This is a genomic window from Amycolatopsis sp. NPDC058278 (assembly GCF_042881395.1).
GTDB lineage: Bacteria > Actinomycetota > Actinomycetes > Mycobacteriales > Pseudonocardiaceae > Amycolatopsis.
The window spans coordinates 46945-69980 of record NZ_JBHVXZ010000013.1; the positions used below are offsets into that span (position 1 = coordinate 46945).

Below are 23036 nucleotides of genomic sequence, written 5' to 3' on the forward strand. Positions count from 1 at the left end.
ACGCCGGAGATGCACACCCTGGCCGGCGCCTTCGCGCTCGACGCCGTCAACGACGTCGAGCGCGCGGAGTTCGCCCGCCACCTCGAGCAGTGCGACTCGTGCACGCAGGAGGTCGCCGAGCTGCGGGCGACGGCGGCCCGGCTGGGCGTGGCGATGGCCGAAGAGCCGCCGCCGGGGTTCAAGGACCGCGTCATGATCGCCATGCACGCCACCCGGCAGCTGCCGCCGCGCACCCGGCCCGGTGCGCCGGAGCGGCACCGCCGCTCGGTGCGGGCCCCGCGCTGGGCGGTCGTCGTGTCGGTCGCGGCGGCCGTCGTCGGGCTCGCCGCGGGCGGGGTGTTCGGCGGGATCGCGCTGACCCAGCAGCAGGAGCTGCAGGCCGCGCAGAGCCGCCTCGACCAGGCAAAACAGCAGTTCGCGCCGGTGGCGGCGCTGCTCGCGGCGCCGGACGCGAAGACCGCGCACGGCGAGGCGCCCACCGGCGGCGGCGTCACGGTCGTCCTGTCGCGGTCGCTGAACCGGGTGATGGTGATGGACGCGGGCCTGCCGTCGCAGCCGGGCGGGAAGGTCTACGAAGCCTGGCTGATCACCGGCGCGGCCCCGCCGCGCCCGGCCGGGGTGATCGCGGCGGCGGACCAGGGCGGCCTGGTCGTGGCGGACGGCGTCGCCGGCGCCGACAAGGTCGCGCTCAGCGTCGAACCGGCCGGTGGATCGCCCACCGGAGCACCCACGGAAGTCCTCATGAGCATGCCCGTTCCGGCCTGATCCGGCGGCCATACCAGATCGGGCCGGGGCGGTTTCGGCGGCCCGTCGCTCTTGCGCGCTCGAACGTGTTGTGGCAAAACACCTTTGCGACACACGGCGTGCCTACTGGATTAGAGCCTGCCTGGTGCCTACCGTCCTGCCTAACGTCGGCGGTTGACATAACTCTCGATCTGGGGTTGAGGTTGAGGGTTGATCACCGGCGACGGGCTGTACGGGCACAACGATCAGGAAGGCGGACTTCGATGACGCCCCCGCACAACTACCTTGCGGTGATCAAGGTGGTCGGCATCGGCGGTGGCGGCGTGAACGCCGTGAACCGCATGATCGAGGTCGGCCTCAAGGGTGTCGAGTTCATCGCGGTGAACACCGACGCCCAAGCACTGCTCATGTCCGACGCCGACGTCAAGCTGGACATCGGCCGCGAGCTGACCCGTGGCCTCGGCGCGGGCGCCGCCCCCGAGGTCGGCCAGCGGGCCGCCGAAGACCACCGCGAAGAGATCGAAGAGGTCATCAAGGGCGCCGACATGGTGTTCGTGACCGCGGGCGAGGGCGGCGGCACCGGCACCGGCGGCGCGCCCGTCGTGGCGCAGATCGCCCGCAAGCTGGGCGCGCTGACCATCGGCGTCGTGACCCGCCCGTTCACGTTCGAGGGCAAGCGCCGCGGCAAGCAGGCCGAAGACGGCATCCAGGCGCTGCGCAACGAGTGCGACACGCTGATCGTGATCCCGAACGACCGGCTGCTGCAGCTCGGCGACATCGGCGTGTCGCTGATGGACGCGTTCCGCTCCGCGGACGAGGTGCTGCTCTCCGGTGTCCAGGGCATCACCGACCTGATCACCACGCCGGGCCTGATCAACCTCGACTTCGCCGACGTCAAGAGCGTCATGTCCGGCGCGGGCTCCGCCCTGATGGGTATAGGGAGCGCACGCGGTGAAGGCAGGGCCATCCAGGCCGCGGAGAAGGCGATCAACTCGCCGCTCCTCGAAGCCTCCATGGATGGTGCGCACGGCGCGCTGCTTTCGATCGCGGGTGGTTCGGATCTGGGCTTGTTCGAGATCAACGAGGCCGCGTCGCTGGTCCAGGAGTCCGCGCACCCGGACGCGAACATCATCTTCGGCACGATCATCGACGACTCCCTCGGCGACGAGGTCCGCGTCACGGTGATCGCCGCCGGGTTCGACGCCGGCGCGCCGACGCACAAGAAGCTGGACCCGTCGACGTTCGGTTCCGGCTCGCGCGCGTCCTCCACCACGGCCTCGGCCTCGGCCGGGCAGGTCTCGAACCCGTCGGGGCCGCCGTCCGGTGCCACCCCGGTGCCGTCCGCGGGCAGCTCTGGCTACCCGGTGGCGCCGCCGCGGTCGCACTCGCCGATGCCGTCGGCCACCGGCAACCAGCCGTCCGGCGGGCTCCCGCAGCCCGGCGGCGGTTCGCGCGGCTACTCGCCGCTCGGCTCCAACGCGACCCAGGGCAGCCTGCCCGGGCGCGCGATGCCGGTGCACGACGACCCGTCGGACGACGAGGTCGACGTGCCGCCGTTCATGCGGCGCTAGAGACACCACGCTGAAGGCCATCGCCCGCTGACTAGAGTCGGTGGGCGGTGGCCTTCATCGATGTCAGGAGGATGCGTGCGGGTTCGGCGAGTGGTCACGACCAGGGCGGGCGGCGCGTCCCGGCCGCCCTACGACACCTTCAACCTGGGTGACCACGTCGGCGACGACGAGGGTGACGTCTTCGCCAACCGCAAGCGCCTGGCCGCCGAGCTGGGCGTGGCCGAGGACAAGCTGGCCTGGATGGAGCAGGTCCACGGCCGCACGGCGACGATCGTGGACGGCTCGGAAACCGCCGCGGCGGAGGCGACCGACGCCCTGGTGACCGCGACGCCGGGGGTCGCGCTCGTGGTGCTGGTCGCCGACTGCGTCCCGATCCTGCTGGCCGACGCCGAGGCCGGCGTGGTCTCGGCGGTGCACGCGGGCCGGGTGGGCACGCGGGTCGGCGTCGTCCCGGCCGCGGTCGAGGCCATGCGGAAGGTAGGGGCCGAGCCGCACCGGATCGAGGCGCTGCTCGGCCCGGCCATCTGCGGCGACTGCTACGAGGTCCCCGCCGAAATGGCCGCCGACGTCGAGAAACACGTCCCCGGCAGCGCGTGCAAGACCCGCCAGGGCACCCCCGGCCTCGACCTGCGCGCCGGGCTCTGGCGGCAGCTGGCCGACCTCGGCGTCGGCAAGATCGGCGTCGACCCGCGCTGCACGAACGAGGACAAGACGCTGTTCAGCTACCGCCGCGACGGGACGACCGGGCGGATCGCCGGCATCACCTGGGTCGAGGCATGACCTCCCGGAAGGCCGAGCTGGCCGAGAACCTGGCCGAGGTCGAAGCGCGGATCGCCGCCGCTTGCCGCGCGGCCGGGCGCCCGCGGGACGAGGTCAAGCTGATCGCGATCACGAAGACCTTCCCCGCGTCCGACGTCGCGCTGCTGGCCGAGCTCGGCATCACCGACGTCGGCGAAAACCGCGACCAGGAGGCCGGGCCGAAAGCCGCCGAGGTCGCCGAGCTGCTCCCCGGATCGGCACTGCGGTGGCACATGGTGGGCCGGCTGCAGCGGAACAAGGCGCGGTCCGTGGTCGGGTGGGCTCAGCAAGTGCAGTCCGTCGATTCCGCGCGGCTCGCCGACGCGCTCGCCAAGGCGGTGCACACCGAGCGTTACAGCGGTAAACGTGAGGAACCCCTCGACGTGCTGATCCAGGCCAGCCTCGACGACGACCCGGAACGCGGCGGCTGCCCGCTCACCGAGCTGGACGCGCTCGCCGAGCGCATCGCGCAGTCCGAAGAGCTGCGGCTTCGCGGCCTGATGGCCGTCGCGCCGCTGGGTGCGGACCCGGCCGCCGCCTTCGAACGGCTCGCTCGCGCGGGGGAGGCCCTCCGAAAAGATCACCCGAATGCCGCAGAAGTCTCCGCCGGGATGAGCCATGATCTCGAGCAGGCGATCACGCACGGCTCGACCTCTGTGCGTGTCGGAACCGCGTTGCTCGGTGGACGCGGTTTAGCCTCGCCGTAGGGAGCTCGCGCGGTCGTCACGTTTCGTGGCCGCCCGTGCGGGGCACTGACGGTGTGGAGATCGAGTCAGTGCGGGAGCGGCTAGGGCTAGGGAGAGGCATGAGCGCGCTGCAGAAGCTGAAGGCCTACTTCGGGATGGTGCCCGCTGACGACGACGGCTATGACGTCGAAGATGACTATCGACGCGGTTACGCGGACGACGACTACGACTCCTACGAGGAGCCGGCGCCGCGGTCGTCCCGTGCACGGTACCGCGGCGTCGACGACACGTACGACGAGCCTGTCAGCCGCAGCCGGTCACGCTCCGTGCCCAGCTCCGAGCCCGCTGTCCACGGCGCGCTCGCCATGGACCGGCAGCCGGAACCCGTGGCGCGCCTGCGACCGGTCACCGAGCCGGTCGTGCGCCAGCCGGTGCGTGATCCGTTGAGCCGCATCACCACACTGCACCCGACCAGTTACGCGGAGGCGCGCGCGATCGGGGAGCACTACCGCGAGGGCATCCCGGTGATCATGAACCTCACCGAGATGGAGAACGCGGACGCCAAGCGGCTCGTCGACTTCGCCGCCGGGCTGGCGTTCGCGCTCCGGGGGTCGATGGACAAGGTCACCAACAAGGTGTTCCTTCTCTCACCGCCCGATGTGGACGTCACCGCGGAAGACCGCCGGCGGATTGCCGAGGGCGGATTGTTTTTGCGGGGCTGAAGTCGCCGGGACCGCTGAGCGCAAGCAGACGTGACTTTGCCGACCCGGGGCGAGGTCGCCCCCCTCAACTGCGTCTTCGGAGAGGACGCCCGGTTAGAGTAGGTACGTGGAAGCTGTGTGGCTGGTCGTCTGGTACGTGCTGTTCGCCTTTTGGCTGCTGCTGACGGCGCGGATCGTGGTCGAACTCGTCCGGACCTTCGCGCGTGAGTGGCATCCGGCCGGAGGGGTTGCGGTCACGCTCGAGACCATCTACACAGTGACGGACCCGCCGGTCCGGTTGTTCAGACGGATCATTCCGATGGTTCGGATCGGCGGCGTCGGACTGGACTTGTCGATTATGGTGCTGCTGTTGGTTGTGTTCTTCGCGATGCAACTGGCGACTCCAAGTTGATCGGGGAAACTTGGGTGGACCCTGCAGGCCATGGAGTGCGTGAGGTGATCTGATGTCGTTGACCCCCGCTGACGTGCATAACGTTGCGTTCAGCAAGCCGCCCATCGGCAAGAGGGGCTACAACGAGGACGAGGTGGACGCGTTCCTCGACCTGGTGGAGACCGAGCTGGCCCGCTTGATCGAAGACAACAACGAGCTGCGCCAGCAGATGGAGCAGCTCGACGCCGAGCTCGAGTCGACTCGGAGCGAGCTCGACAGCGCCAAATCCGCACAGCCGCCGATGCGTGAAGAGCCGTCGCGCCGGCTGGCGCCGGTGCCGCCGCCGCAGTCCGCCATGGAGCAGACCCAGGCGCACTCGACGCACTCGATGGTCGGCGACAGCACGGAGCCGAACGTGCAGGCGGCCAAGGTCCTGGGCCTGGCCCAGGAGATGGCCGACCGGCTGACCGCCGAGGCGAAGACCGAGTCCGACGGGATGCTGGCCGAGGCCCGCACCAAGTCCGAGCAGCTGCTTTCGGACGCCCGGGCGAAGTCCGACTCGATGGTCAACGAGGCCCGCACCCGCGTCGACACGATGCTGAACGACGCGCGGACCCGTGCCGAAACCCTGGAGCGCCAGGCGCGCGACAAGGCGACCACGCTGGAGCGCGAGTCCCAGCGGAAGTACACCGAGACGATGAACAGCCTGAACTCCGAGAAGAGCGGGCTGGGCAAGAAGATCGAAGAGCTCCGCACGATCGAGCGGGAGTACCGCACGAGGCTGCGCGGGTTCCTCGAGTCCCAGCTGCGCGAGCTCGACGACCGCGGTTCCGCGGCGCCCGCGTCGGCGTCGTCGAACTCCGGGCAGTCGTCCGGTTCGACGAGCGGCGGCCAGGGTTACTCCTTCGGCCCGCGGGCCGAGGCCGGCTGAGTTTCCGTTCCGCGTCCACCCCGCCGGCACCTGTCGGTGGGGTGGACCACGGTTCGGAGTCGATCCGGTACCACACGTGGGCGGGTCGTGGTCCGCTCCCGGGTGGTTCGTGCTGTAATTCAGCGTGCTTTACATCGTGCTGGTCCTGGTACTGGCGGCTCTGGGGTTGCTCGTCACCGCGCTGATCACGGCTTCTTCGCTGTGGGCGTGGGTTTCCATCGGCCTGTCCGTGCTGGCCGGGCTGCTCCTGGTCGCCGACTGGCTGCGCCGCCGTCGCCGGTCTGCCGCGCCGTCGGCTCCGGCAGCTCCGGCCGTTTCCTCGCCGGAGCCCGAGCCGTCCGAGGCGCCTGAGTCTTCTGAGGCGCCTGAGGCGCCTGCCGAGGAAGAACAAACCACCCTGATCCCGGCGGCCGGCGACCTGGGTGACCCGGCCGACACACCAGACCCCGAGCCGGCCCCGGAGGCCGACGCTTCAGCCGAGGCCGAAACGAAGCCCGATTCCGACCCGGGTGTGGAAGAGACCCCGGAGGCCGACGTCGCGGTCCTGGCCGACCTCGAGGACGAGGTCGTGGTGGTCGACGAGCACCCCCGCTACCACCTGCGCACCTGCCCCTGGCTCGGCACCCGCGACACGATCCCGATCGGCGTGGGCGAGGCCCGCCAGCTCGGCTTCACCCCCTGCGACCGCTGCCACCCCGACGCCACCCTGGTAGCCGCTCACCGCTGACCGTGACGCCCGCCGGATCCCGCGTGATTGAAGCCGGAACTCGCGTGATCGAAGCCGGAACTGGCGTGATTGAAGCCGGAACTCGCGAGTTACGGCCCCGATCACGCGAGATCCGGGCCTGATCACGCGAGTTACGGCCCCGATCACGCGAGTTACGAGTTCCGGCTCGGGGCTGAGGGGCGTCAGGCGGCGAGGTCGGCCAGGCCCAGGTGGGTTTCCAGGGCTCGGGCGCCTTCCGGGGTCAGGCGCAGCGCGCGGTGGGCCTGGGCTCGCCGCCGGACCCAGCCCGCGTCGAGGAACCGGGTCGCCACCGCCGCACCCAGCGCGCCCGCCAGGTGGTGCCGCTGCTCGCTCCAGTCGAGGCAGAACTTCAGCAGCGGACGCCGACCAGCGGCGACAGCCTCCAAGTCCACGCCCAGCGAGCCGAACACCGAAGCGGCCGCCGGACCCAGCGTGTACGGGTGTTCGCGCAGCGGAGCCGAAATCCGGTCACCCGGACGCGGTCGCGTGTCGGACGCCCCGGCCAGCGCGCCACGCGCCAGCAACGCCGACGTCACCGCCACCCCGAGCCGGCCCGCAAGGTGGTCGTAGCACGTCCGGGCCGTCCGCAACGCCTCCGCCCGCGTCCCCTCGCGCAACGACGTCACCGGCTGGGACGGCGAACACCGCGCCAGCGTCTCCAGCAGCTCCGCGGTGTCCGGGCCGGCCAGCCGGTAGAACCGGTGCCGTCCCGACTTCTCCGCGACGACCAGGCCCGCCGCCCGCAGCTTCGCCAGGTGCGCGCTGACGCCCGGCGCGGACAGCCGCGCTTCGGCGGCCAGCACGGACGCCGCCAGCGCGCGGCCGTCGGCGAGCGCGAGCAGCACGCGGACCCGGGCCGGGTCCGCGAACAGCGCGGCCGTGCGCGCGATGTCGGCGTCGCCCTCCACGTCTCCCAGGATGCCCCCGCGACGCTTCCACCCAAACGGAAGTGTCCGCGCGGTCCACTGGGGACATGCTCCTGTTCACCATGTGCGCCGGGATGTTCCTCGTCCAGCTGGACGTCACGGTCGTCAACGTCGCCCTGCCCGCCATCGGCACCGGCCTGCACGCCGGCCTCACGGCGCAGCAGTGGGTGGTCGACGGCTACGCGGTGGTCCTGGCCGCCTTCCTGCTCACCGGCGGCGCGCTCGGCGACGTCTTCGGTCACCGCCGGGTCGTCCTCGCGGGCTTCGCGCTGTTCGGCACGGCGTCGGCCGCGTGCGGGCTCGCCGGGTCGGCGCCGTGGCTCGTCGCCGCCCGCGCCGGCCAGGGCCTGGGCGCGGCGTTGCTGCTGCCCGGCACGCTCGCCGTGATCACGAGGGCCTACCCGGGACGCGCCGAGCGGGCGCGGGCCCTCGGCATCTGGGCCGGGGTGTCGGCGCTGGCCCTGGCGGCGGGCCCGGTGCTCGGCGGCGCGGTCGTCTCGGCGGCGGGCTGGCGGCCGGTGTTCTGGCTCAACGTCCCCGTCGTGCTGGCGGCCGTCTTCGCGACGCGGCGGCTCGTCCCGCGCGGCGAGCGCCGGTCCGGACGGCGGATCGACGTCGCGGGCATCGCCACGGCGGTGCCGGCCCTCGGCGCCGGGGTGTACGCGGTCATCGACGAGAACGTCGTGGCCGGGATCGTGGCGGCCGGCGCGCTCGTGGCGTTCGCGGTCGTGGAGAGCCGGGTCGCGGATCCCATGCTGCCCCCGGACGTCGTCCGCCGGACGCTCGGCCCGAACTTCGTCGCGGCGGCGATGAACTTCACCGGCATCGGCGCGATCCTCGTCCTGACGCTGTACCTGCAGGGCGTCCGGCACGCGGGACCGCTCGAAGCCGGGCTCGACGTGCTGCCGCTGTTCGGCCCGCTCTCGCTGCTGGCCCCGGTCGCGGGCCGGCTGACCGGCCGCTTCGGGCCGCGGCCGCTCATGGTGGCCGGCCTGGCGCTCGGCGCGCTCGGCATGCTGAACCTGCTGCTGCTCAACGAAAACAGCGGATACGCGGCCCTGCTGCCGACGCTGCTCGGTCTCGGCGTCGGGATGGGCCTGCTGACGACGGCGGTGGTGACGGCCGCGGTCGGCGGCATCCCGCCGGAGCGCGCCGGCGTGGCCAGCGGCGTCAACAACACCGCCCGCCAGGCCGGTGGCGCGCTCGGGGTGGCGGTGCTCGGCACCGTCGCGGGCGAGCCCGGCGGTGAGTTCCTCGCCGGGCTGCACGAGGCCGGGCTGATCGCCGCGGTGTCGTGGCTGGTCGCGATCGGCGTGACGCTCACCGGGGTACGTGCCCCTCGTGACAACCCGGTTGCGCGGGCCGGTTAACCTGGTAGGCAACACGGCGTCGATCCGGCCATCACCGGGGAGCCTCCGGAAGAACCGAGCGCGAGCTCTCAGTAGAACCGGACGGGTTCGGCCCGTGACAGCCGTCGAAACGAGTGGCCCGTGAGAACGGGCAAGCGGGGTGGTACCGCGGAACGCCGAGGCGTCTCGTCCCCGTGTGGGTGACCGGTGCAAGTGCCGGTCGTCCGTACGCGAGCGACGAACCGAGGAGCACCCGGATGTACCCCCAGGCCCAGCTTGGCGACGGCGCAGGAGTCCCGTCGCAGCCGTCGTTCCCCGCACTGGAGAAGCAGGTCCTCGCCTACTGGGAGAGCGACCGGACCTTCCAGGCGACGATCGACGCGCGCCCGGCCGGCGAAAAGGGCGAAAACGAGTACGTCTTCTACGACGGCCCGCCCTTCGCCAACGGCCTGCCGCACTACGGCCACCTGCTCACCGGGTACGTCAAGGACCTGGTGCCGCGCTACCAGACGATGAAGGGCCGCAAGGTCGAGCGCCGCTTCGGCTGGGACACCCACGGCCTGCCCGCCGAGCTCGAAGCGATGCGCCAGCTCGGCATCACCGAGACGTCCGAGATCGAAGAGATGGGCATCGCGAAGTTCAACGCGGCTTCGCAGGAGTCCGTCCTCCGCTACACCGACGAATGGCGCGAGTACGTCACCCGCCAGGCCCGCTGGGTCGACTTCGACAACGACTACAAGACCCTCGACGTCACCTACATGGAGTCGGTGCTCTGGGCGTTCAAACGCCTGTGGGACAAGGGACTCGTCTACGAGGGCTACCGCGTCCTGCCGTACTGCTGGCGTGACGCGACGCCGCTGTCCAACCACGAGCTGGGCATGGACGCCGACGTCTACCGCAACCGCCAGGACCCGGCCGTCACGGTCGGTTTCCGCCTGGAGGGCAACGGCAACGACCTCGACGGCACCTACCTGCTGATCTGGACCACCACGCCGTGGACGCTGCCGTCGAACCTCGCGACCGCGGTGCACCCCGAGGTGGACTACGTCGTCGTCGAGAGCGAAAGCCTGCCCGGCAAGCGATTCCTGCTCGCCGAAGCACGCGTCGCCGCGTACGCACGCGAACTCGGCGAAGAGCCGACGGTGGTGGCCCGCTACACCGGCACGCAGCTGCTGGGAACCCGTTACGCACCACCGTTCCCGTACTTCACCGACACGGAAAACGCCCACCGGGTGCTGGCCGCCGACTACGTCACCACCGACGACGGCACCGGGATCGTCCACATCGCCCCGGCCTACGGCGCCGACGACAAGGTCGTCACCGACGCCGCCGGCATCCCGCCGGTCACGCCGGTCGACGCGCACGGCAAGTTCGACGCGACCGTCCCGGACTACGAGGGCCAGCAGGTCTTCGACGCCAACCCGAACATCGTGCGGGACCTCAAGAACGGCACGGGCGCCGCCGCGCAGCAGGGCGCTTTGCTGCTGCGGCACGAAACCTACGACCACTCCTACCCGCACTGCTGGCGCTGCCGGAACCCGCTGATCTACCGCGCGGTCTCGTCGTGGTTCGTCGCGGTGACGCAGTTCAAGGACCGGATGGTCGAGCTGAACCAGCAGATCACCTGGTACCCGGAGAACGTCAAGGACGGCCAGTTCGGGAAGTGGCTGGAGAACGCCATCGACTGGTCGATCTCCCGCAACCGGTACTTCGGCACGCCGATCCCGGTGTGGCAGTCCGACGACCCGGCCTACCCGCGCACCGACGTCTACGGCTCGCTCGACGAGCTGGAGGCGGACTTCGGCGTGCGGCTGGACAACCTGCACCGGCCCTACATCGACGAACTGACCCGGCCGAACCCGGACGACCCGACCGGCAAGTCCACGATGCGCCGCGTCCCGGACGTCCTCGACGTCTGGTTCGACTCGGGCTCGATGCCGTACGCCCAGGTGCACTACCCGTTCGAGAACGCCGAGTGGTTCGAGCACCACTACCCGAGCGACTTCATCGTCGAGTACATCGGGCAGACCCGCGGCTGGTTCTACCTGCTGCACGTGCTGGCGACGGCGCTGTTCGACCGGCCGGCGTTCCGCACCTGCGTGTCGCACGGCATCGTGCTGGGCTCCGACGGCGCGAAGATGTCGAAGTCGCTGCGCAACTACCCGGACGTCAACGAGGTCTTCGAGCGCGACGGCTCCGACGCCATGCGCTGGTACCTGATGGCGAGCCCGATCCTGCGCGGCGGCAACCTCGTCGTCACCGACAAGGGCATCCGCGACGCTGTCCGCCAGGCGGTGCTGCCGCTGTGGAACTCGTACTACTTCCTCGCGCTGTACGCGAACGCCGAAGGCGTGGAAGGCCGGTGGCGCACGGATTCGCCGAACGTGCTCGACCGGTACGTCCTGGCGAAGACGCACGAGTTGGTCACCGACGTCGAGTACGCGATGGACAACTACGACGTCGCGGGCGCGTGCCAGACCGTCCGGGACTTCCTCGAGGTCCTGACGAACTGGTACGTGCGCCGCTCGCGCGACCGCTTTTGGGCCGGTGACCAGGACGCGATCGACACGCTGCACACCGTGCTGGAGGTGACTTCGCGGGTCGCGGCGCCGCTGCTGCCGCTGACCACCGAGGTCGTCTGGCGCGGGCTCACCGGCGGCCGTTCGGTGCACCTGACCGACTGGCCGAACGCGAACGACCTGCCCGCGGACGCGGCGCTGGTGACGGCGATGGACCGGGTGCGGCAGGTGGCGTCGTCGGCGCTGTCGCTGCGGAAGGCGAACAAGCTGCGCGTGCGGCTGCCGCTGTCGTCGCTGGTCGTGGCGGCCGCCGACGCCGATTCGATGGCGCCGTTCGCCGACATCCTGCGCGACGAGGTGAACGTGAAGGCGGTCGAGCTGACCACCGACGTCGCCGCGCACGGCGGGTTCGAGGTCGCGGTGAACGCCCGTGCCGCCGGCCCGCGCCTGGGCAAGGACGTCCAGACGGTGATCAAGGCCGTCAAGGCGGGGGACTGGTCGTTCCAGGGCGGCGCCGTGGTCGCGGCCGGGATCGCCCTGGAGGAGGGCGAGTTCGAGCGCCGGCTGGTCGCCAAGGGCGGCGGCGCGGCGGCGGAACTGCCGGGCGGGTCCGGGCTGGTCCTGATCGACACCGAGGTGACGCCGGAGCTGGCGGCCGAGGGCCTGGTCCGCGACCTGGTCCGGGTCGTGCAGCAGGCCCGCCGGGACGCCGGGCTCGACGTCGCCGACCGGATCGCGCTCACGATTGATTCAGTGCCCGACGTCGTCGAGGCGGCGCGGCGGCACGAGGAGTTCCTCGCCTCGGAGACGCTGGCGACGTCGGTGACCCACGGCCCGGTCGCCGAGGGCTTCGCCGGCACGGTCGGCGACGGCACGAAGGTCACCGTGGCGGTGGCGAAAGCATGATTGCCGCGGGTGGCCGGTAGGGTGCAGACTCGACCGGCCACCCCGGATCCGGGGCGGCACCTTGGGGGAGGGGTACGTCGAAGGTGAATCCTGGTAAGAGACGCGGCATCCTGATCGGTGGCGCGCTGCTGGTCGTCGTGGTTCTGGTGGCCGCGTTCTTCGTGCTGAACAGCGGGGGTTCGACGCCGGAGGCCGCCACCGGCGCGACCACGGTGGAGAGCCCGGGCGCGCTCGACCCGAACTCGGCGATCACCGAGTACCTGCAGGACTTTTCCGAGAACAACCCCGACGCGGCGGCTCGGCTGACCGACGACAACGCGGCCGCCGCGGTGGCCCTGCGGGCCACGCGGAACACGCTGAACCCGGCGTCGGTGACCGCCAAGCTGGCCGCCCTGCAGCCGGCCCCGGCCGGCGCGAAGCAGGCGGACGGCACGTTCAGCGTCTCGTGGACGTTGAAGCCGGGCCAGGTCTGGACCTACGACGTGCCGTTCCAGCTCGTGCAGGGTGGCGGGAAGTGGCTGGTCCACTGGGCGCCGTCGCTGCTGCACCCGAAGCTGGAGGCGGGCCAGCGGCTGGTGATCAGCACCGCCGTGCAGGACACCGTCGCGGTCGCCGACCGCGACGGCAAGCCGCTGGTCGTCAGCGGGTCCGGCGGCCTGCGCCCGGTGGACGGCAACCCGGCGCCGCTGCTGCGCTCGGCGCTGCTCGCGCAGGTCACCGCCGCGGCGGGCGGGGGCTTCGCCGTCGAACGCGTCGATGCCGGCGGCAAGAGCATCGAGCGGCTGTTCGGGAAGGTGTCGGACGCGGGAGCGAAGCCGCTCGTGACGAGCCTGAGCCTGGCCGCGCAGAACGCCGCCCAGGCCGCGGTGGACGGCTACCGGGGGTCGGCGATGCTCGTCGCCATGGACACGGGGTCGGGCGACATCCTCGCCGTCGCGCAGAACGCCGCGGCCGGGAACTCGCCGAAGGCGCTCAACGGCCTGTACGAGCCGGGGTCGTCGTTCAAGATCGCGACGTCGGTGGCGGCGGTCCAGCAGAGCGGGCTCAACGCGACGTCGCCGGTCGACTGCCCGGGCGTCGCGACGATCGGCACGCGGACGGTCAAGAACGAGGGCTTCGAGCTCGGCGCGACCAACCTGCAGACGGCGTTCGCGCGCTCCTGCAACACGACGTTCGGGCAGCTGGCGCTCGGCCTGCCCGCGGACGGGCTGAAGAAGGCGGCCGACGAACTGGGCCTCAACGCCGACTACGAAATTCCCGGCCTCAAGACGGAGCTCGGCAAGGTCGAGCCCGCGGCGAGCAAGGACGAGCAGGTCGAAGACGGGTTCGGCCAGGGCCGCATCCAGGCCAGCGCCCTCGGCGGCACGCTGATGGCCGCCACGGTCGCCACCGGCAAGGCGATCACGCCGCGGCTGTGGCACGACGTCGACACCAAGGTGGTCAAGGGCTACTCGCCGCCGCCGGCATCGGTGCTCGGCGAGGTGCGGAAGATGATGCGCGCGGTGGTGACCAGCGGCACCGGCCGCGCCGCCGCGGGGGCGGGCACCGTCTTCGGCAAGACCGGCACCGCCCAGTTCGGCGACGGCAAGCAGGCCACGGGCTGGTTCGTGGGCTACCGCGGGAGCGTGGCCTTCGCGGTGGTCCTGGAGGACTCGAACGACTCCGGCCCGGCCGTCCAGGTCGCCGCCACCTTCCTCAAACCCCTCTGACCTCCGGACCCAGCCGGACGACATGAGTACCCACACGGCCGACACGCGTACCTGGATGGACGACACGCGGAGGCGAGCGGCCGGCGCCCGTGTCGTCCGGCTGAGTACGCGTGTCGTCCGTGTGGGTACGCGCGTCGGCCGTGTGGGTACGACGGTTCGGCCGCGGCCGACGGGTCGCGGCCGTAGCGTGGGGGCATGGAGACGATCGCGCTGGCCGAGGTGGCCGCGGTGCTCGCCGACCCGAGCCGGGCCACCATGTGCCTCGTGCTGCTGGACGGGCGGGCCTGGACCGTCGGCGAGCTCGCGAAGGCGGCCGGGATCGCCCTCTCGACCGCCAGCGAGCACGTCACCCGGCTGGCCGGCGCCGGCTTCGTCGTCCGGGTCAAGCAGGGGCGGGCCAGCTACGTCCGGATCGCCGATCCGCGCGTGGCCGAGCTGATCGAGCACCTGGCCCAGCACGCAGTGACATCCGGGGCTTCGCCCCGGGCCGGGGGCTCCGCCACCCGGAGCCCCCGAAAAACTTCCGAGCACCGGCCGGTGACCGGCCTGAAGTCGTCGCTGCGGGCGCGGCGGCTCGGGTTCGCGCGCACCTGCTACGACCACCTCGCCGGCGAGCTCGGCGTGGCGCTGCGCGAAGGCATGCTCGCCACCGGCCTGGTCGACACCGCCGACGGCCTGGCCCTGACCCCGCGCGGGCGGGCGGTGCTGGCGGACCTCGGCGTGCCGGTCGCCGCCGGGCGGCGGCCGCTGCTGCGTGACTGTCTGGATTGGACGGAGCGCCGCGACCACCTCGCCGGGGCCCTGCCCGCGGCGCTGCTCGACCGGGCCGTCGACGCCGGCTGGGTGGCCCAGGACGGCTACCGCGCGGTCAAGGTGCTGCCGCCGGCGAGGGAGCCGTTCGCCGCTCTCGGTGTCGATCTCGACGCGCTCGGTGGTGTCGCGGCGCCTTAACACACCGGGTGTCCGGCGCCGGGCAGCGGTACACGAACGAGTTAACCCCCGCGCTTCACTATTCTGAGGGCCCCACGGCACTCGGGAGGAGGCGGGCATGGACCAGCTTCCCGTGCTGCTCGGCGTCGGCGGCGTCGTGCTCCTCGCCTCCGTGCTGGCCGTGCGGGTGTCGATCCGGCTCGGCCTGCCCTCGCTGCTGCTGTACCTGGGGATCGGCGTCCTGCTGGGCGAAGCCGGCTTCGGCGTCCGGTTCGACAACCCCGGGCTCACCCAATCACTCGGCCTCGCCGCGCTCGTGATGATCCTCGCCGAAGGCGGGCTGACCACCCGGTGGTCGGCGGTGAAACCCGCACTGGGCCGGGGAATCGCACTGTCCACAGTGTCCGTGGTGGTGAGCATCGCGGTCACCGGCGCGGCGCTGCACTGGCTGCTGGGCCTGGAGTGGCGGCTGGCGCTGCTGTGGGGTGCGGTGCTCGCTTCGACCGACGCGGCCGCGGTGTTTTCGGTGCTGCGCACGGCCGGGATCGGCAAGCGGCTCACCGGCGCGCTCGAACTCGAGTCGGGCATCAACGACGCGCCGGCTTACATCGCCGTCGTGGTGCTGGCCGAAGGCACCACTGTGGACTGGACGCTGCCGCTGCTGGTGGTCTACGAGCTGACGGCGGGCCTGGTCATCGGGCTGGCCTTCGGCTGGCTCGGCGGCTTCGCGCTGCGCCGGGCCGCGCTGCCGGCGACCGGCCTGTACCCGCTCGCCACGGTCGCGGTGTGCGTCGTCGCGTACTCGTCCGGGCAGCTGCTGCACGCGTCCGGGCTGCTCGCCACCTACGTGGCCGCGCTGGTCCTCGGGAATTCGCGGCTGCCGCACCGGTCGGACACGCTGTCGTTCGCCGAGGGGCTGGGCTGGCTGGCGCAGATCGGGCTGTTCGTGCTGCTGGGGCTGTTCGCGTCGCCGGGCCGGCTGCTCGACGCGATCGTGCCGGGCCTGGTCGCGGGCGCGGTCGTGCTGCTGCTGGCGCGGCCGGTTTCGGTCCTCCTGGCGATGCTGCCGTTCCGGCTGCCGTGGCGCGAACAGGCGTTCCTGTCGTGGGCCGGGCTGCGCGGGGCCGTGCCGATCGTGCTCGCCATGATCCCGCTGTCGCAGGGCCTGCCGGGCGCGCAGCGGCTGGTCGACGCGGTGTTCGTGCTGGTGGTGGTCCTGACGCTGGTGCAGGGGGCGACGCTCGGCCCGCTCGCGCGCCGGCTCGGGCTGGCCAAGAAGTCCGAGCCGCACGAGATCGAGGTCGACTCCGCGCCGCTGGACGAGCTGGGGGCCGAACTGCTGCAGGTCCGCATCCAGCCCGGCTCGAAGATGCACGGCGTCTACCTGTCCGAGCTGCGGCTGCCCATCGGCGCGACGATCAGCCTGGTCGTGCGCGACGGCACGGGTTTCACGCCGCAGAAGACCAGCCGGCTGCAGGAGCACGACCAGCTGCTGGTCGTCACGACGAGCGCCGTCCGCGACGCGGCCGAACGCCGGCTGCGCGCCGTCGACCGGGCCGGGCGCCTGGCTCGCTGGAAGGGCGAATCCGGCCGCTGACGGAAATCTTCCCTGTAGTCCCTCTTTTGGCTTAAGGTCCGCTCGATCGAGTGAACTTTGGCGCCAGAGGAGTCATGCGGTGAACCTTTCCGTGCGGGCGGCGAGCTTGGCCGCCGCGGTCGTTTCGGCCGTAGGCCTCCTCGCGCCTCCGGCGTCCGCCGAAGCCTTTCCGTCGCTCGCCTTGCCGTTCGAGGCGGGCCAGCAGGTCTACTCGGCGGGCATCCACTCCGACGACGGCGGCACCGGCGTGCGGAACGCCATCGACTTCAGCCCCGCCGACGGCACGGTCCGCGCGTCCCTGGCCGGCACGGTCCACCTCCAGCACTGCGCGGGCGGCGACTGGGTGACGATCGATCACGCCGGCGGCCGGCGGACCGGCTACTACCACCTGGAGGGCATCCGGGTCACCGACGGTGAGCAGGTCGAAGCCGGCACGGTGCTGGGTTCGACCGGCAACGCCCTCCCGTGCGGCGGCAGCAGCACGGGCGCGCACGTGCACTTCACGCTCTGGACCCTCCCGGACGCGGCGGCGGGCGACTGGGACGGAGTGGCGTTCGCCCGCATTTCGACAACACTCGCGACGGCCCTGGGCGAGCCGATCAACGGCAAGACCCTCGGCGGCTGGAGGTTCACGGAGGGGGCGGAGCAGTACTCGGGCACCGCGACGCACCTCGCGGACGAAGCGGTGGTCCAGCTGCCGGGCCGCTTCCGCGCGAGTCCCTGACGCCGCCGAGCGCGCACAGCGGGTGCTTTCGGCTGTGCGCCATCGCGCCTCGCCGCCCGCCGCCCGCCTCGCCGACCGCCCGCCCGCCCCGCCGACCGTCGCTGCTCGCCGCCTTGCCGCCTTGCCGCCCCGTCGGCCGCCCCGCCCCGCCGGCCGGCCCGCCGGCAGGGCGGGGCAGGCGCTGCCCGCCGCCTCGCTAGTCCGCCCGCCCCGCTCGTCGCCGCCTCGCACTGCCCCGTCCCGCCGCCCCGCCCGCCACCGGAGTTGCCGTGCCGCGGCGCGCTCCGGCCGCACCGGCCGTCACCGTCTGTGAGCGGCGTCTCAGAATGTGAGGCGGGGGTTGGCCACGGGCCGCGTTCTCGGTTACCTTCTGGCTCAGGTCATGAGTGCCAGCGCGAAGCCCCGGCTTGCTGGCCGGCAACCCTCCTACCGCGGTGGGGTGCCCCGGGTGAAGACCGGGCCGGTCGCGCCGTGCGACGGGCAAGCGCGGGCCCCTCGCCGGGGTCCCCCGGATCGCCGAGGAGGCACCCCGATGACTCTCGCCATCGACCGCACCCCGCTCGAAAGCCGCGAAACCGCCGAAACTCCCGAAACCGCCGCCATTCCCGCCGTCGCGGGGGCGGCGCTGCGGGTGCCGCTGGTGACCGGCGGGGACATCGGCTACGCCAACCTCGACCACGCCGCGAGCGCCCCGTGCCTCGATGCCGTCCGCCGGGCCGTCGACGAGTTCCTGCCCTGGTACGCCAGCGTCCACCGCGGGGCCGGCTTCGCGTCGCAGGTCTCCACCAAGCTCTACGAGCGCACCCGGGACACCCTGCGCCGCTTCGTCGACGCCCGGCGGACCGACACCGTCGTCTTCACCCGCAACACCACCGACTCCTTCAACCTGCTCGCCCGCAGCCTGCCGCGGCACACCACGGTGATCGTCTTCGACACCGAGCACCACGCCGCGCTGCTGCCGTGGCCGGGGCCGAACGTCCGGCGGATCCCGACCCCGCGCACCCGCCTCGCCGCGGTGTCCGCTGTGGACGAAGCGCTCGCGGACGCCCCGCAGGGACCGCGGCTGGTCGTCGTCACCGGAGCGTCCAATGTGACCGGTGAGCTGCTCCCGGTGGCGGAAATCGCCGCCGTGGCGCGGAAACACGGCGCCCGCATCGCGCTCGACGCCGCCCAGCTCGCCCCGCACCGCCGGATCTCGCTCAGGGAACTGGACGTCGACTACGTCGCTCTGTCCGGCCACAAGCTGTACGCGCCCTTCGGCGCGGGCGCGCTGATCGGCCGCGCCGACTGGCTGCGCGCCGCCCGGCCGTACCTCGCCGGCGGCGGCGCGACCAAGCTCGTCACCGAAGACGCCGTCGTCTGGAACACCGGTCCGGAGCGCCACGAAGCCGGTTCGCCCAACACCGTCGGCGTGTACGCGCTCGGCGTCGCGTGCGAGACCCTGAGCCGGAACTGGGACGCCGTCGAGGCGCACGAACAGGCCCTGCTCACCCGGCTGCGCAAGGGACTCGGCAGCGTCCCCGGCTGCGCCGAGCTGCGGTTGTTCGACGCGCCGGTCGACCGGGTCGGCACGGTCAGCTTCGTCGTCGACGGCTTCGACCCCGGGTGGCTCGCCGCGGTGCTGTCCGCCGAGTACGGCATCGGCGTCCGCGACGGCGCCTTCTGCGCCCACATCGCGGCCAAGCGGCTGATCGGCGTCACCGGCGGCGACGGCCAGCAGGCCGTCCGCGTCAGCCTCGGCCTCGGCAGCACGGAGGAACACGTCGACCGCGTGCTCCTGGCGCTGCGGCAAATCGTCGCTCGCGGAGCACGCTGGGAATACGCGAAGGTGGACGGCCGCTGGGCGCCGGTGGCCGACCCGCGGGAGCTGCCGCCGTTCTGCTGAGCGCTAGCCTGGACCGATGGGGAGAGGGCAGCGTTTCTGGTTTCCGCTGGCACTGCTGGGGTTCGCCGAGATCGGCCTGGCGGCGGTGCAGCTGGTGGCCCGCCGCAGCCGGGCCGAAAGCGAGTCCGCGAACCTCCTCATCGGACCGTACTCGGTCCCGCCCGGCGTGACCGAGCACAGCCAGGCGTATCAGTTGCCCCTGGATGATTTCCGCAGGGTGGAAAGCGGCCTGCCGGCCGGGCCCGCGTGGCTGGTCGCGCTCGGCGTGGTGCTCGCCGGCACGGCCGTCTGGTACGCGCTGGCCCTGCGGCCCGTCCGCACCGGGCGGTTCGTCCTCGGCACGGTCTCCGCGCTGCTCGCCGTCCCGCTGCTCGACCTGGTCGGGTCCTGGCAGTTCCGGCTCGACGAGGGGCTGCGCGGCCCGCTGCTGGCCACGCTCGGCCTGCTGGTGCTCGCCGCCTACGAGCGCAGCGTGTTCCTCCTGGTCACCACGGTCGCGTTCGCCCTGGTCGCCGTAGTGCTCTCGGCGGACATGGCGGGCGTGCTGATCTCGGCGGTGATCCTGCTCGCCGTCGCCTTCGTCGCCCTGCTGCGGGGAAACCCGCGCCCGATACCCTGACGCGATGGGGAGTTCCGTCCGGTCCTGGTTCCCGTTGGCCGCGCTGGCGTTCGCGCTGCTCGTGATGGTGGCCGCCGAGCTGGTCCCCGCCGCCGGTCCGCAGGGCTACCCGCTGATCCAGGGACTGCACGGCCTCGGCACCGGCGGAGTCGGTGGCACCGGCTATCCGGAGTCGCAGTTGTCGGGGGTCGCGTACGCGACCGCGGTCTCGGCCGACGCGGTGCCTTCGGCGAGGCTCGGCTGGCTCGCGGGTCTCGCCTGCGTGGTGCTCGCCGTGGCGGGCTGGTACTGGCGGGAGCTGCGCCGGGCCGCCACCCCGCCCAGGCCCGGCCGGTTCGTGCTCGGCACGCTCGGGGCGCTCGCCGCCGTCCCGCTGCTCGACCTGGTCGGCCTCCTGCAGTTCCGGCTCGGCGGCGACGTCCGCGGCGCCCTGCTGGCGACGCTCGGCCTGGTGCTGCTGGCCGGCTACGAGCGCAGCTGGTTCCTGCTGGCCGTCGCCGGGGTGTTCGCGCTGGTCGCGACCGCGTTCCTGCCCCCGGTGCCCGGCACGCTCGCCGCGGCGGGCGTGCTGTTCGCGGCCGCCTTCGCCGTCCTCCTGCGACCGCGGCCGGACGGGCCCGACACGGCCTGACCAGTGCCGTGGACAATGGACCGGTGAGCACCGAGCCCAGCCACTCCGAACCCGACACCACCGCGCCCGCCGATGCGGTGCCCGATCCGGCCGCCGACGCGCCCGAGAACCCGGAGGTCCCGGCGAAGCCGCTGCTGCCCAAGCGGCGGGTCGGCTGGGTCTTCGCGGTCGCCGTCGTGTTCTGGGCCATCGACCTGGTGACGAAGAACCTGGTCGTCGCCGACCTGGAGGGCAAGGAGCCGGTCAAGATCCTCGGCGGGCTGATCTACCTGCAGGTGATCCGCAACCCCGGTGCCGCGTTCTCGATGGCCACCGGCATGACGTGGGTGCTCGCCCTGGTCGCGCTGGCCGTCGTCATCGCGATCATCTGGCTGGCGCGGCGGCTGCGGTCGATCGGCTGGGCGATCGGCCTCGGCCTCGTGCTCGCCGGCGCCACCGGCAACCTGACCGACCGCATCTTCCGCGCGCCCGGCGGGCTGCAGGGCCACGTCGTCGACTTCATCTCGGCGTTCGCCCCGAACGGCAAGGGCTTCGCGATCTTCAACATCGCCGACTCCGCGATCTGCGTCGGCGGCGCCCTGATCGTGCTGCTGTCGCTGCTGGGCAAGGACTACGACGGCACGTCGACCAAGGACAAGAAGACGGCCGAAGCGCCGGAGCAGCCGGAGGAGCAGGCGTGAGCTCGCGGATGCTCCCGGTGCCCGACGGGCTCGACGGGATGCGGGTCGACGCCGGCCTCGCCAAGCTGCTCGGGCTGTCCCGCACGGTCGTCGCCGAGCTCGCCGAATCCGGGGACGTGCTGCTCGACGGCCGTCCCGCGGGCAAGTCCGACCGCCTCTCCGGCGGCGGCCTCCTGGAAATCACCCTGCCGGAGCCGGCGAACCCGGTCCAGATCGTCGCGGAGCCGGTCGCGGGCATGCAGATCCTGCACGACGACGACGACATCGTCGTGATCTCGAAGCCGGTCGGCGTCGCGGTGCACCCGAGCCCGGGCTGGACCGGCCCGACCGTCGTCGGCGGCCTCGCCGCGGCCGGCCTGCGCATCGCGACCTCGGGTGCGGCCGAGCGCCAGGGCGTGGTCCACCGGCTCGACGCGGGCACCACCGGCGTGATGGTGGTGGCCAAGAGCGAGCACGCGTACACGGTGCTGAAGCGCGCGTTCAAGGAGCGCACGGTCGACAAGGGCTACCACGCGATCGTCCAGGGCCACCCGGACCCGATGCGCGGCACGATCGACGCCCCCATCGACCGCCACCCGCGCCACGACTACAAGTTCGCGGTGGTCCAGGGCGGCCGCCCGAGCGTGACGCACTACGAAGTCGTCGAGGCGTTCCGGGCGGCGTCGCTCGCGCACATCAAGCTCGAAACCGGGCGGACGCACCAGATCCGCGTCCACTTCTCGGCGCTGCGGCACCCCTGCGTCGGCGACCTGACCTACGGCGCCGACCCGGTCCTGGCCCGCCACCTCGGCCTGAGCCGGCAGTGGCTGCACGCGAAAACGCTGGGATTCGCCCACCCCGCGGACGGCCGCTGGGTCGAGTTCGAGTCGGAGTACCCGGACGACCTGGCGAAGGCACTGGAAACCCTGCGCGACGAAAGCTACTAGTCCTCGATCGACCAGGTCAGCGTGCGCTCGTCCGGCTCCGGCCGCGGGCTCCAGCGGACCGAGACCACGCGCGTGGCGTCCGGGAGGACGTACACCGTGTGGCCGCCCAGCGTTTCGCCCGGTTTGACGCCGATCTTGTGCGGTGGCCGGGACGTCAGCGACACCGGGGCCTTGCCGATCGCCTGGCCGTCGGCGGCGAGCAGCTCGAGGTAGTTGTCCGGCAGCGACGCGAACGGGATCGAGCCGCGGTTGGTGATCTCGGTGTGCACCACCACCGCACGTTCACCGGCTTCCAGGCGGTACCCGGCCGCGCTGAACAGGTAGTCGGCCGGGTCCTGGACCTCCAGCAGCTGCACCGACAGCTGCTCGCCCTCCAGGCCCTGGGTCTCCATGACCTCGCCGAGCCTGCCCTGCTTGCCGGCGGCGGGCCCGCTCGGCCGGGCGGGTTCGTCGCCGCGGGCCCACGACGCCGTCTGCGGCACGCCCCACGTGCTCACGGCCGGGTCGAGCGGCACCGGCGGCGGCGTGAACGGCCGGGCCGGGCGCGGCGGCTGCTGCGGTGGCGGGCCGGGGTAGCGCCCGGACGGCGTCCCCTGGACGTGGTACGGCCCGGACGGCGTGCCCTGGACGTTGTAGGGCCCCGAAGGCGCGCCTTGCACGGTGTACGGCCCCGACGGGGCGCCCTGGACGGTGTACGGCCCCGAAGGCGTCCCTTGGACGGGCGGGGGCATCGGCGGGGCAGGCTGCTGCGGCACGGGCTGCGACGGCGGGGGGAACTGCGGCCGGTTCGCCCACGACGGCGGGGCGCCGGCGATGGCCGCGCGCAGGCCGTTCGGGTCGCTCTCGACGCCGACGAGCAGGGGGAGCCCGCTGCCGGAGAGGGCGACCAGCCGGTAGGCCACCTCGCGGGGATCCATGCCGACCTTGGCCGCCAGCTCGTGCACCGCCGCCTTGCCGAGGTCGGCGAGCGCGGCGAGCAGGCGGGTATCCACGGGATCGGTCACGGCCACATCGGAAACGCTACCGCCTGGCCGGTCCGCGCTGCCCGAGGCCGTCCGCCCCCGG

The 23036-nt window shown here is 72.4% G+C and carries 21 protein-coding genes and 1 riboswitch; of the genes, 19 read left to right on the forward strand and 2 right to left on the reverse strand.

Annotated features, from left to right (window positions below; all coding sequences use genetic code 11):
* Positions 1-9: 9 nt before the first annotated feature.
* The 8 genes from ACFVYA_RS09145 to ACFVYA_RS09180 all read left to right on the forward strand — a co-directional run bounded on the left by ACFVYA_RS09145 (position 10) and on the right by ACFVYA_RS09180 (position 6549).
* Positions 10-765, forward strand: a complete 756-nt coding sequence (locus ACFVYA_RS09145) for an anti-sigma factor domain-containing protein (protein WP_387044062.1) — start codon at positions 10-12, stop codon at positions 763-765.
* Positions 766-1007: 242 nt separating this feature from the next.
* Complete coding sequence (gene ftsZ / locus ACFVYA_RS09150) at positions 1008-2315, forward strand: cell division protein FtsZ (RefSeq protein WP_387043939.1); 1308 nt, start codon at positions 1008-1010, stop codon at positions 2313-2315.
* A gap of 75 nt (positions 2316-2390) precedes the next feature.
* Entirely contained in the window at positions 2391-3095 is a 705-nt protein-coding gene (gene pgeF, locus ACFVYA_RS09155; protein WP_387043941.1) for a peptidoglycan editing factor PgeF, read from the forward strand.
* Positions 3092-3820 carry a YggS family pyridoxal phosphate-dependent enzyme gene (locus tag ACFVYA_RS09160; RefSeq protein ID WP_387043943.1) on the forward strand — a complete coding sequence of 243 codons (729 nt, stop codon included), beginning with the start codon at positions 3092-3094 and terminating at the stop codon, positions 3818-3820. Before pgeF ends, ACFVYA_RS09160 begins: the two co-directional genes overlap by 4 nt.
* A 98-nt stretch (positions 3821-3918) precedes the next feature.
* Complete coding sequence (locus ACFVYA_RS09165) at positions 3919-4521, forward strand: cell division protein SepF (protein WP_387043945.1); 603 nt, start codon at positions 3919-3921, stop codon at positions 4519-4521.
* A 115-nt stretch (positions 4522-4636) separates the two neighbouring features.
* A complete protein-coding gene (locus ACFVYA_RS09170) occupies positions 4637-4912 on the forward strand; it encodes a YggT family protein (RefSeq protein ID WP_013224824.1) in 276 nt (91 codons plus the stop codon).
* 52 nt (positions 4913-4964) lie between these two features.
* Positions 4965-5822 (forward strand): DivIVA domain-containing protein, encoded by an 858-nt coding sequence (locus ACFVYA_RS09175; RefSeq protein ID WP_285990211.1) that lies wholly within the window; start codon positions 4965-4967, stop codon positions 5820-5822.
* A 124-nt stretch (positions 5823-5946) separates the two neighbouring features.
* On the forward strand, positions 5947-6549 hold the full coding sequence (locus ACFVYA_RS09180) for a hypothetical protein (protein ID WP_387043947.1): 603 nt from the start codon (positions 5947-5949) through the stop codon (positions 6547-6549).
* Between the two features lie 182 nt (positions 6550-6731).
* Here ACFVYA_RS09180 and ACFVYA_RS09185 read toward each other — a convergent pair whose 3' ends face one another.
* Entirely contained in the window at positions 6732-7478 is a 747-nt protein-coding gene (locus ACFVYA_RS09185; RefSeq protein WP_387043949.1) for an ArsR/SmtB family transcription factor, read from the reverse strand.
* A gap of 65 nt (positions 7479-7543) precedes the next feature.
* Here ACFVYA_RS09185 and ACFVYA_RS09190 point away from each other — a divergent pair, with 65 nt between their 5' ends.
* From ACFVYA_RS09190 to ACFVYA_RS09240, 11 genes are all read left to right on the forward strand, one after another.
* On the forward strand, positions 7544-8866 hold the full coding sequence (locus ACFVYA_RS09190; protein ID WP_387043951.1) for an MFS transporter: 1323 nt from the start codon (positions 7544-7546) through the stop codon (positions 8864-8866).
* A 236-nt stretch (positions 8867-9102) separates the two neighbouring features.
* Positions 9103-12270, forward strand: a complete 3168-nt coding sequence (gene ileS / locus ACFVYA_RS09195; RefSeq protein WP_387043953.1) for an isoleucine--tRNA ligase — start codon at positions 9103-9105, stop codon at positions 12268-12270.
* A gap of 83 nt (positions 12271-12353) precedes the next feature.
* Positions 12354-13979, forward strand: coding sequence for a penicillin-binding transpeptidase domain-containing protein (locus tag ACFVYA_RS09200; RefSeq protein ID WP_387043955.1), 1626 nt, complete (start codon positions 12354-12356; stop codon positions 13977-13979).
* Between the two features lie 195 nt (positions 13980-14174).
* Positions 14175-14930, forward strand: a complete 756-nt coding sequence (locus ACFVYA_RS09205) for an ArsR/SmtB family transcription factor (protein ID WP_387043957.1) — start codon at positions 14175-14177, stop codon at positions 14928-14930.
* A 97-nt stretch (positions 14931-15027) separates the two neighbouring features.
* Entirely contained in the window at positions 15028-16506 is a 1479-nt protein-coding gene (locus tag ACFVYA_RS09210; protein ID WP_387043959.1) for a potassium/proton antiporter, read from the forward strand.
* Positions 16507-16585: 79 nt separating this feature from the next.
* The gene (locus ACFVYA_RS09215; protein WP_387043961.1) at positions 16586-17230 is read left to right on the forward strand and encodes a M23 family metallopeptidase; all 645 of its coding nucleotides are present in this window, start codon (positions 16586-16588) and stop codon (positions 17228-17230) included.
* A gap of 378 nt (positions 17231-17608) precedes the next feature.
* Positions 17609-17723, forward strand: a riboswitch (SAM riboswitch).
* Positions 17724-17762: 39 nt separating this feature from the next.
* Entirely contained in the window at positions 17763-19115 is a 1353-nt protein-coding gene (locus ACFVYA_RS09220; RefSeq protein WP_387043963.1) for an aminotransferase class V-fold PLP-dependent enzyme, read from the forward strand.
* 16 nt (positions 19116-19131) lie between these two features.
* On the forward strand, positions 19132-19734 hold the full coding sequence (locus ACFVYA_RS09225; protein WP_387043964.1) for a hypothetical protein: 603 nt from the start codon (positions 19132-19134) through the stop codon (positions 19732-19734).
* 4 nt (positions 19735-19738) lie between these two features.
* A complete protein-coding gene (locus ACFVYA_RS09230; protein ID WP_387043966.1) occupies positions 19739-20365 on the forward strand; it encodes a hypothetical protein in 627 nt (208 codons plus the stop codon).
* Positions 20362-21045 carry a signal peptidase II gene (gene lspA, locus ACFVYA_RS09235; RefSeq protein ID WP_387044064.1) on the forward strand — a complete coding sequence of 228 codons (684 nt, stop codon included), beginning with the start codon at positions 20362-20364 and terminating at the stop codon, positions 21043-21045. Before ACFVYA_RS09230 ends, lspA begins: the two co-directional genes overlap by 4 nt.
* Positions 21042-21971: an RluA family pseudouridine synthase gene (locus ACFVYA_RS09240; protein WP_387043968.1), complete on the forward strand. Its 930-nt coding sequence runs from the start codon at positions 21042-21044 to the stop codon at positions 21969-21971. The genes lspA and ACFVYA_RS09240 overlap by 4 nt, the downstream gene beginning before the upstream one ends.
* Here ACFVYA_RS09240 and ACFVYA_RS09245 read toward each other — a convergent pair.
* Positions 21968-22981 carry an AsnC family protein gene (locus tag ACFVYA_RS09245; protein ID WP_387043970.1) on the reverse strand — a complete coding sequence of 338 codons (1014 nt, stop codon included), beginning with the start codon at positions 22979-22981 and terminating at the stop codon, positions 21968-21970. The genes ACFVYA_RS09240 and ACFVYA_RS09245 overlap by 4 nt on opposite strands.
* Positions 22982-23036: the final 55 nt, after the last annotated feature.

What these genes read in the sequence shown, in the direction of transcription:
- ACFVYA_RS09175 (WP_285990211.1), top strand. Translation starts at nt 4,965, where the DNA reads ATGTCGTTGACCCCCGCTGACGTGCATAACGTTGCGTTCAGCAAGCCG.
- ACFVYA_RS09145 (WP_387044062.1), top strand. Translation starts at nt 10, where the DNA reads ATGCACACCCTGGCCGGCGCCTTCGCGCTCGACGCCGTCAACGACGTC.
- ACFVYA_RS09210 (WP_387043959.1), top strand. Translation starts at nt 15,028, where the DNA reads ATGGACCAGCTTCCCGTGCTGCTCGGCGTCGGCGGCGTCGTGCTCCTC.
- ileS (WP_387043953.1), top strand. Translation starts at nt 9,103, where the DNA reads ATGTACCCCCAGGCCCAGCTTGGCGACGGCGCAGGAGTCCCGTCGCAG.
- ACFVYA_RS09190 (WP_387043951.1), top strand. Translation starts at nt 7,544, where the DNA reads ATGCTCCTGTTCACCATGTGCGCCGGGATGTTCCTCGTCCAGCTGGAC.
- ACFVYA_RS09160 (WP_387043943.1), top strand. Translation starts at nt 3,092, where the DNA reads ATGACCTCCCGGAAGGCCGAGCTGGCCGAGAACCTGGCCGAGGTCGAA.
- ACFVYA_RS09230 (WP_387043966.1), top strand. Translation starts at nt 19,739, where the DNA reads ATGGGGAGTTCCGTCCGGTCCTGGTTCCCGTTGGCCGCGCTGGCGTTC.
- ACFVYA_RS09225 (WP_387043964.1), top strand. Translation starts at nt 19,132, where the DNA reads ATGGGGAGAGGGCAGCGTTTCTGGTTTCCGCTGGCACTGCTGGGGTTC.
- ACFVYA_RS09205 (WP_387043957.1), top strand. Translation starts at nt 14,175, where the DNA reads ATGGAGACGATCGCGCTGGCCGAGGTGGCCGCGGTGCTCGCCGACCCG.
- ftsZ (WP_387043939.1), top strand. Translation starts at nt 1,008, where the DNA reads ATGACGCCCCCGCACAACTACCTTGCGGTGATCAAGGTGGTCGGCATC.
- ACFVYA_RS09220 (WP_387043963.1), top strand. Translation starts at nt 17,763, where the DNA reads ATGACTCTCGCCATCGACCGCACCCCGCTCGAAAGCCGCGAAACCGCC.
- ACFVYA_RS09165 (WP_387043945.1), top strand. Translation starts at nt 3,919, where the DNA reads ATGAGCGCGCTGCAGAAGCTGAAGGCCTACTTCGGGATGGTGCCCGCT.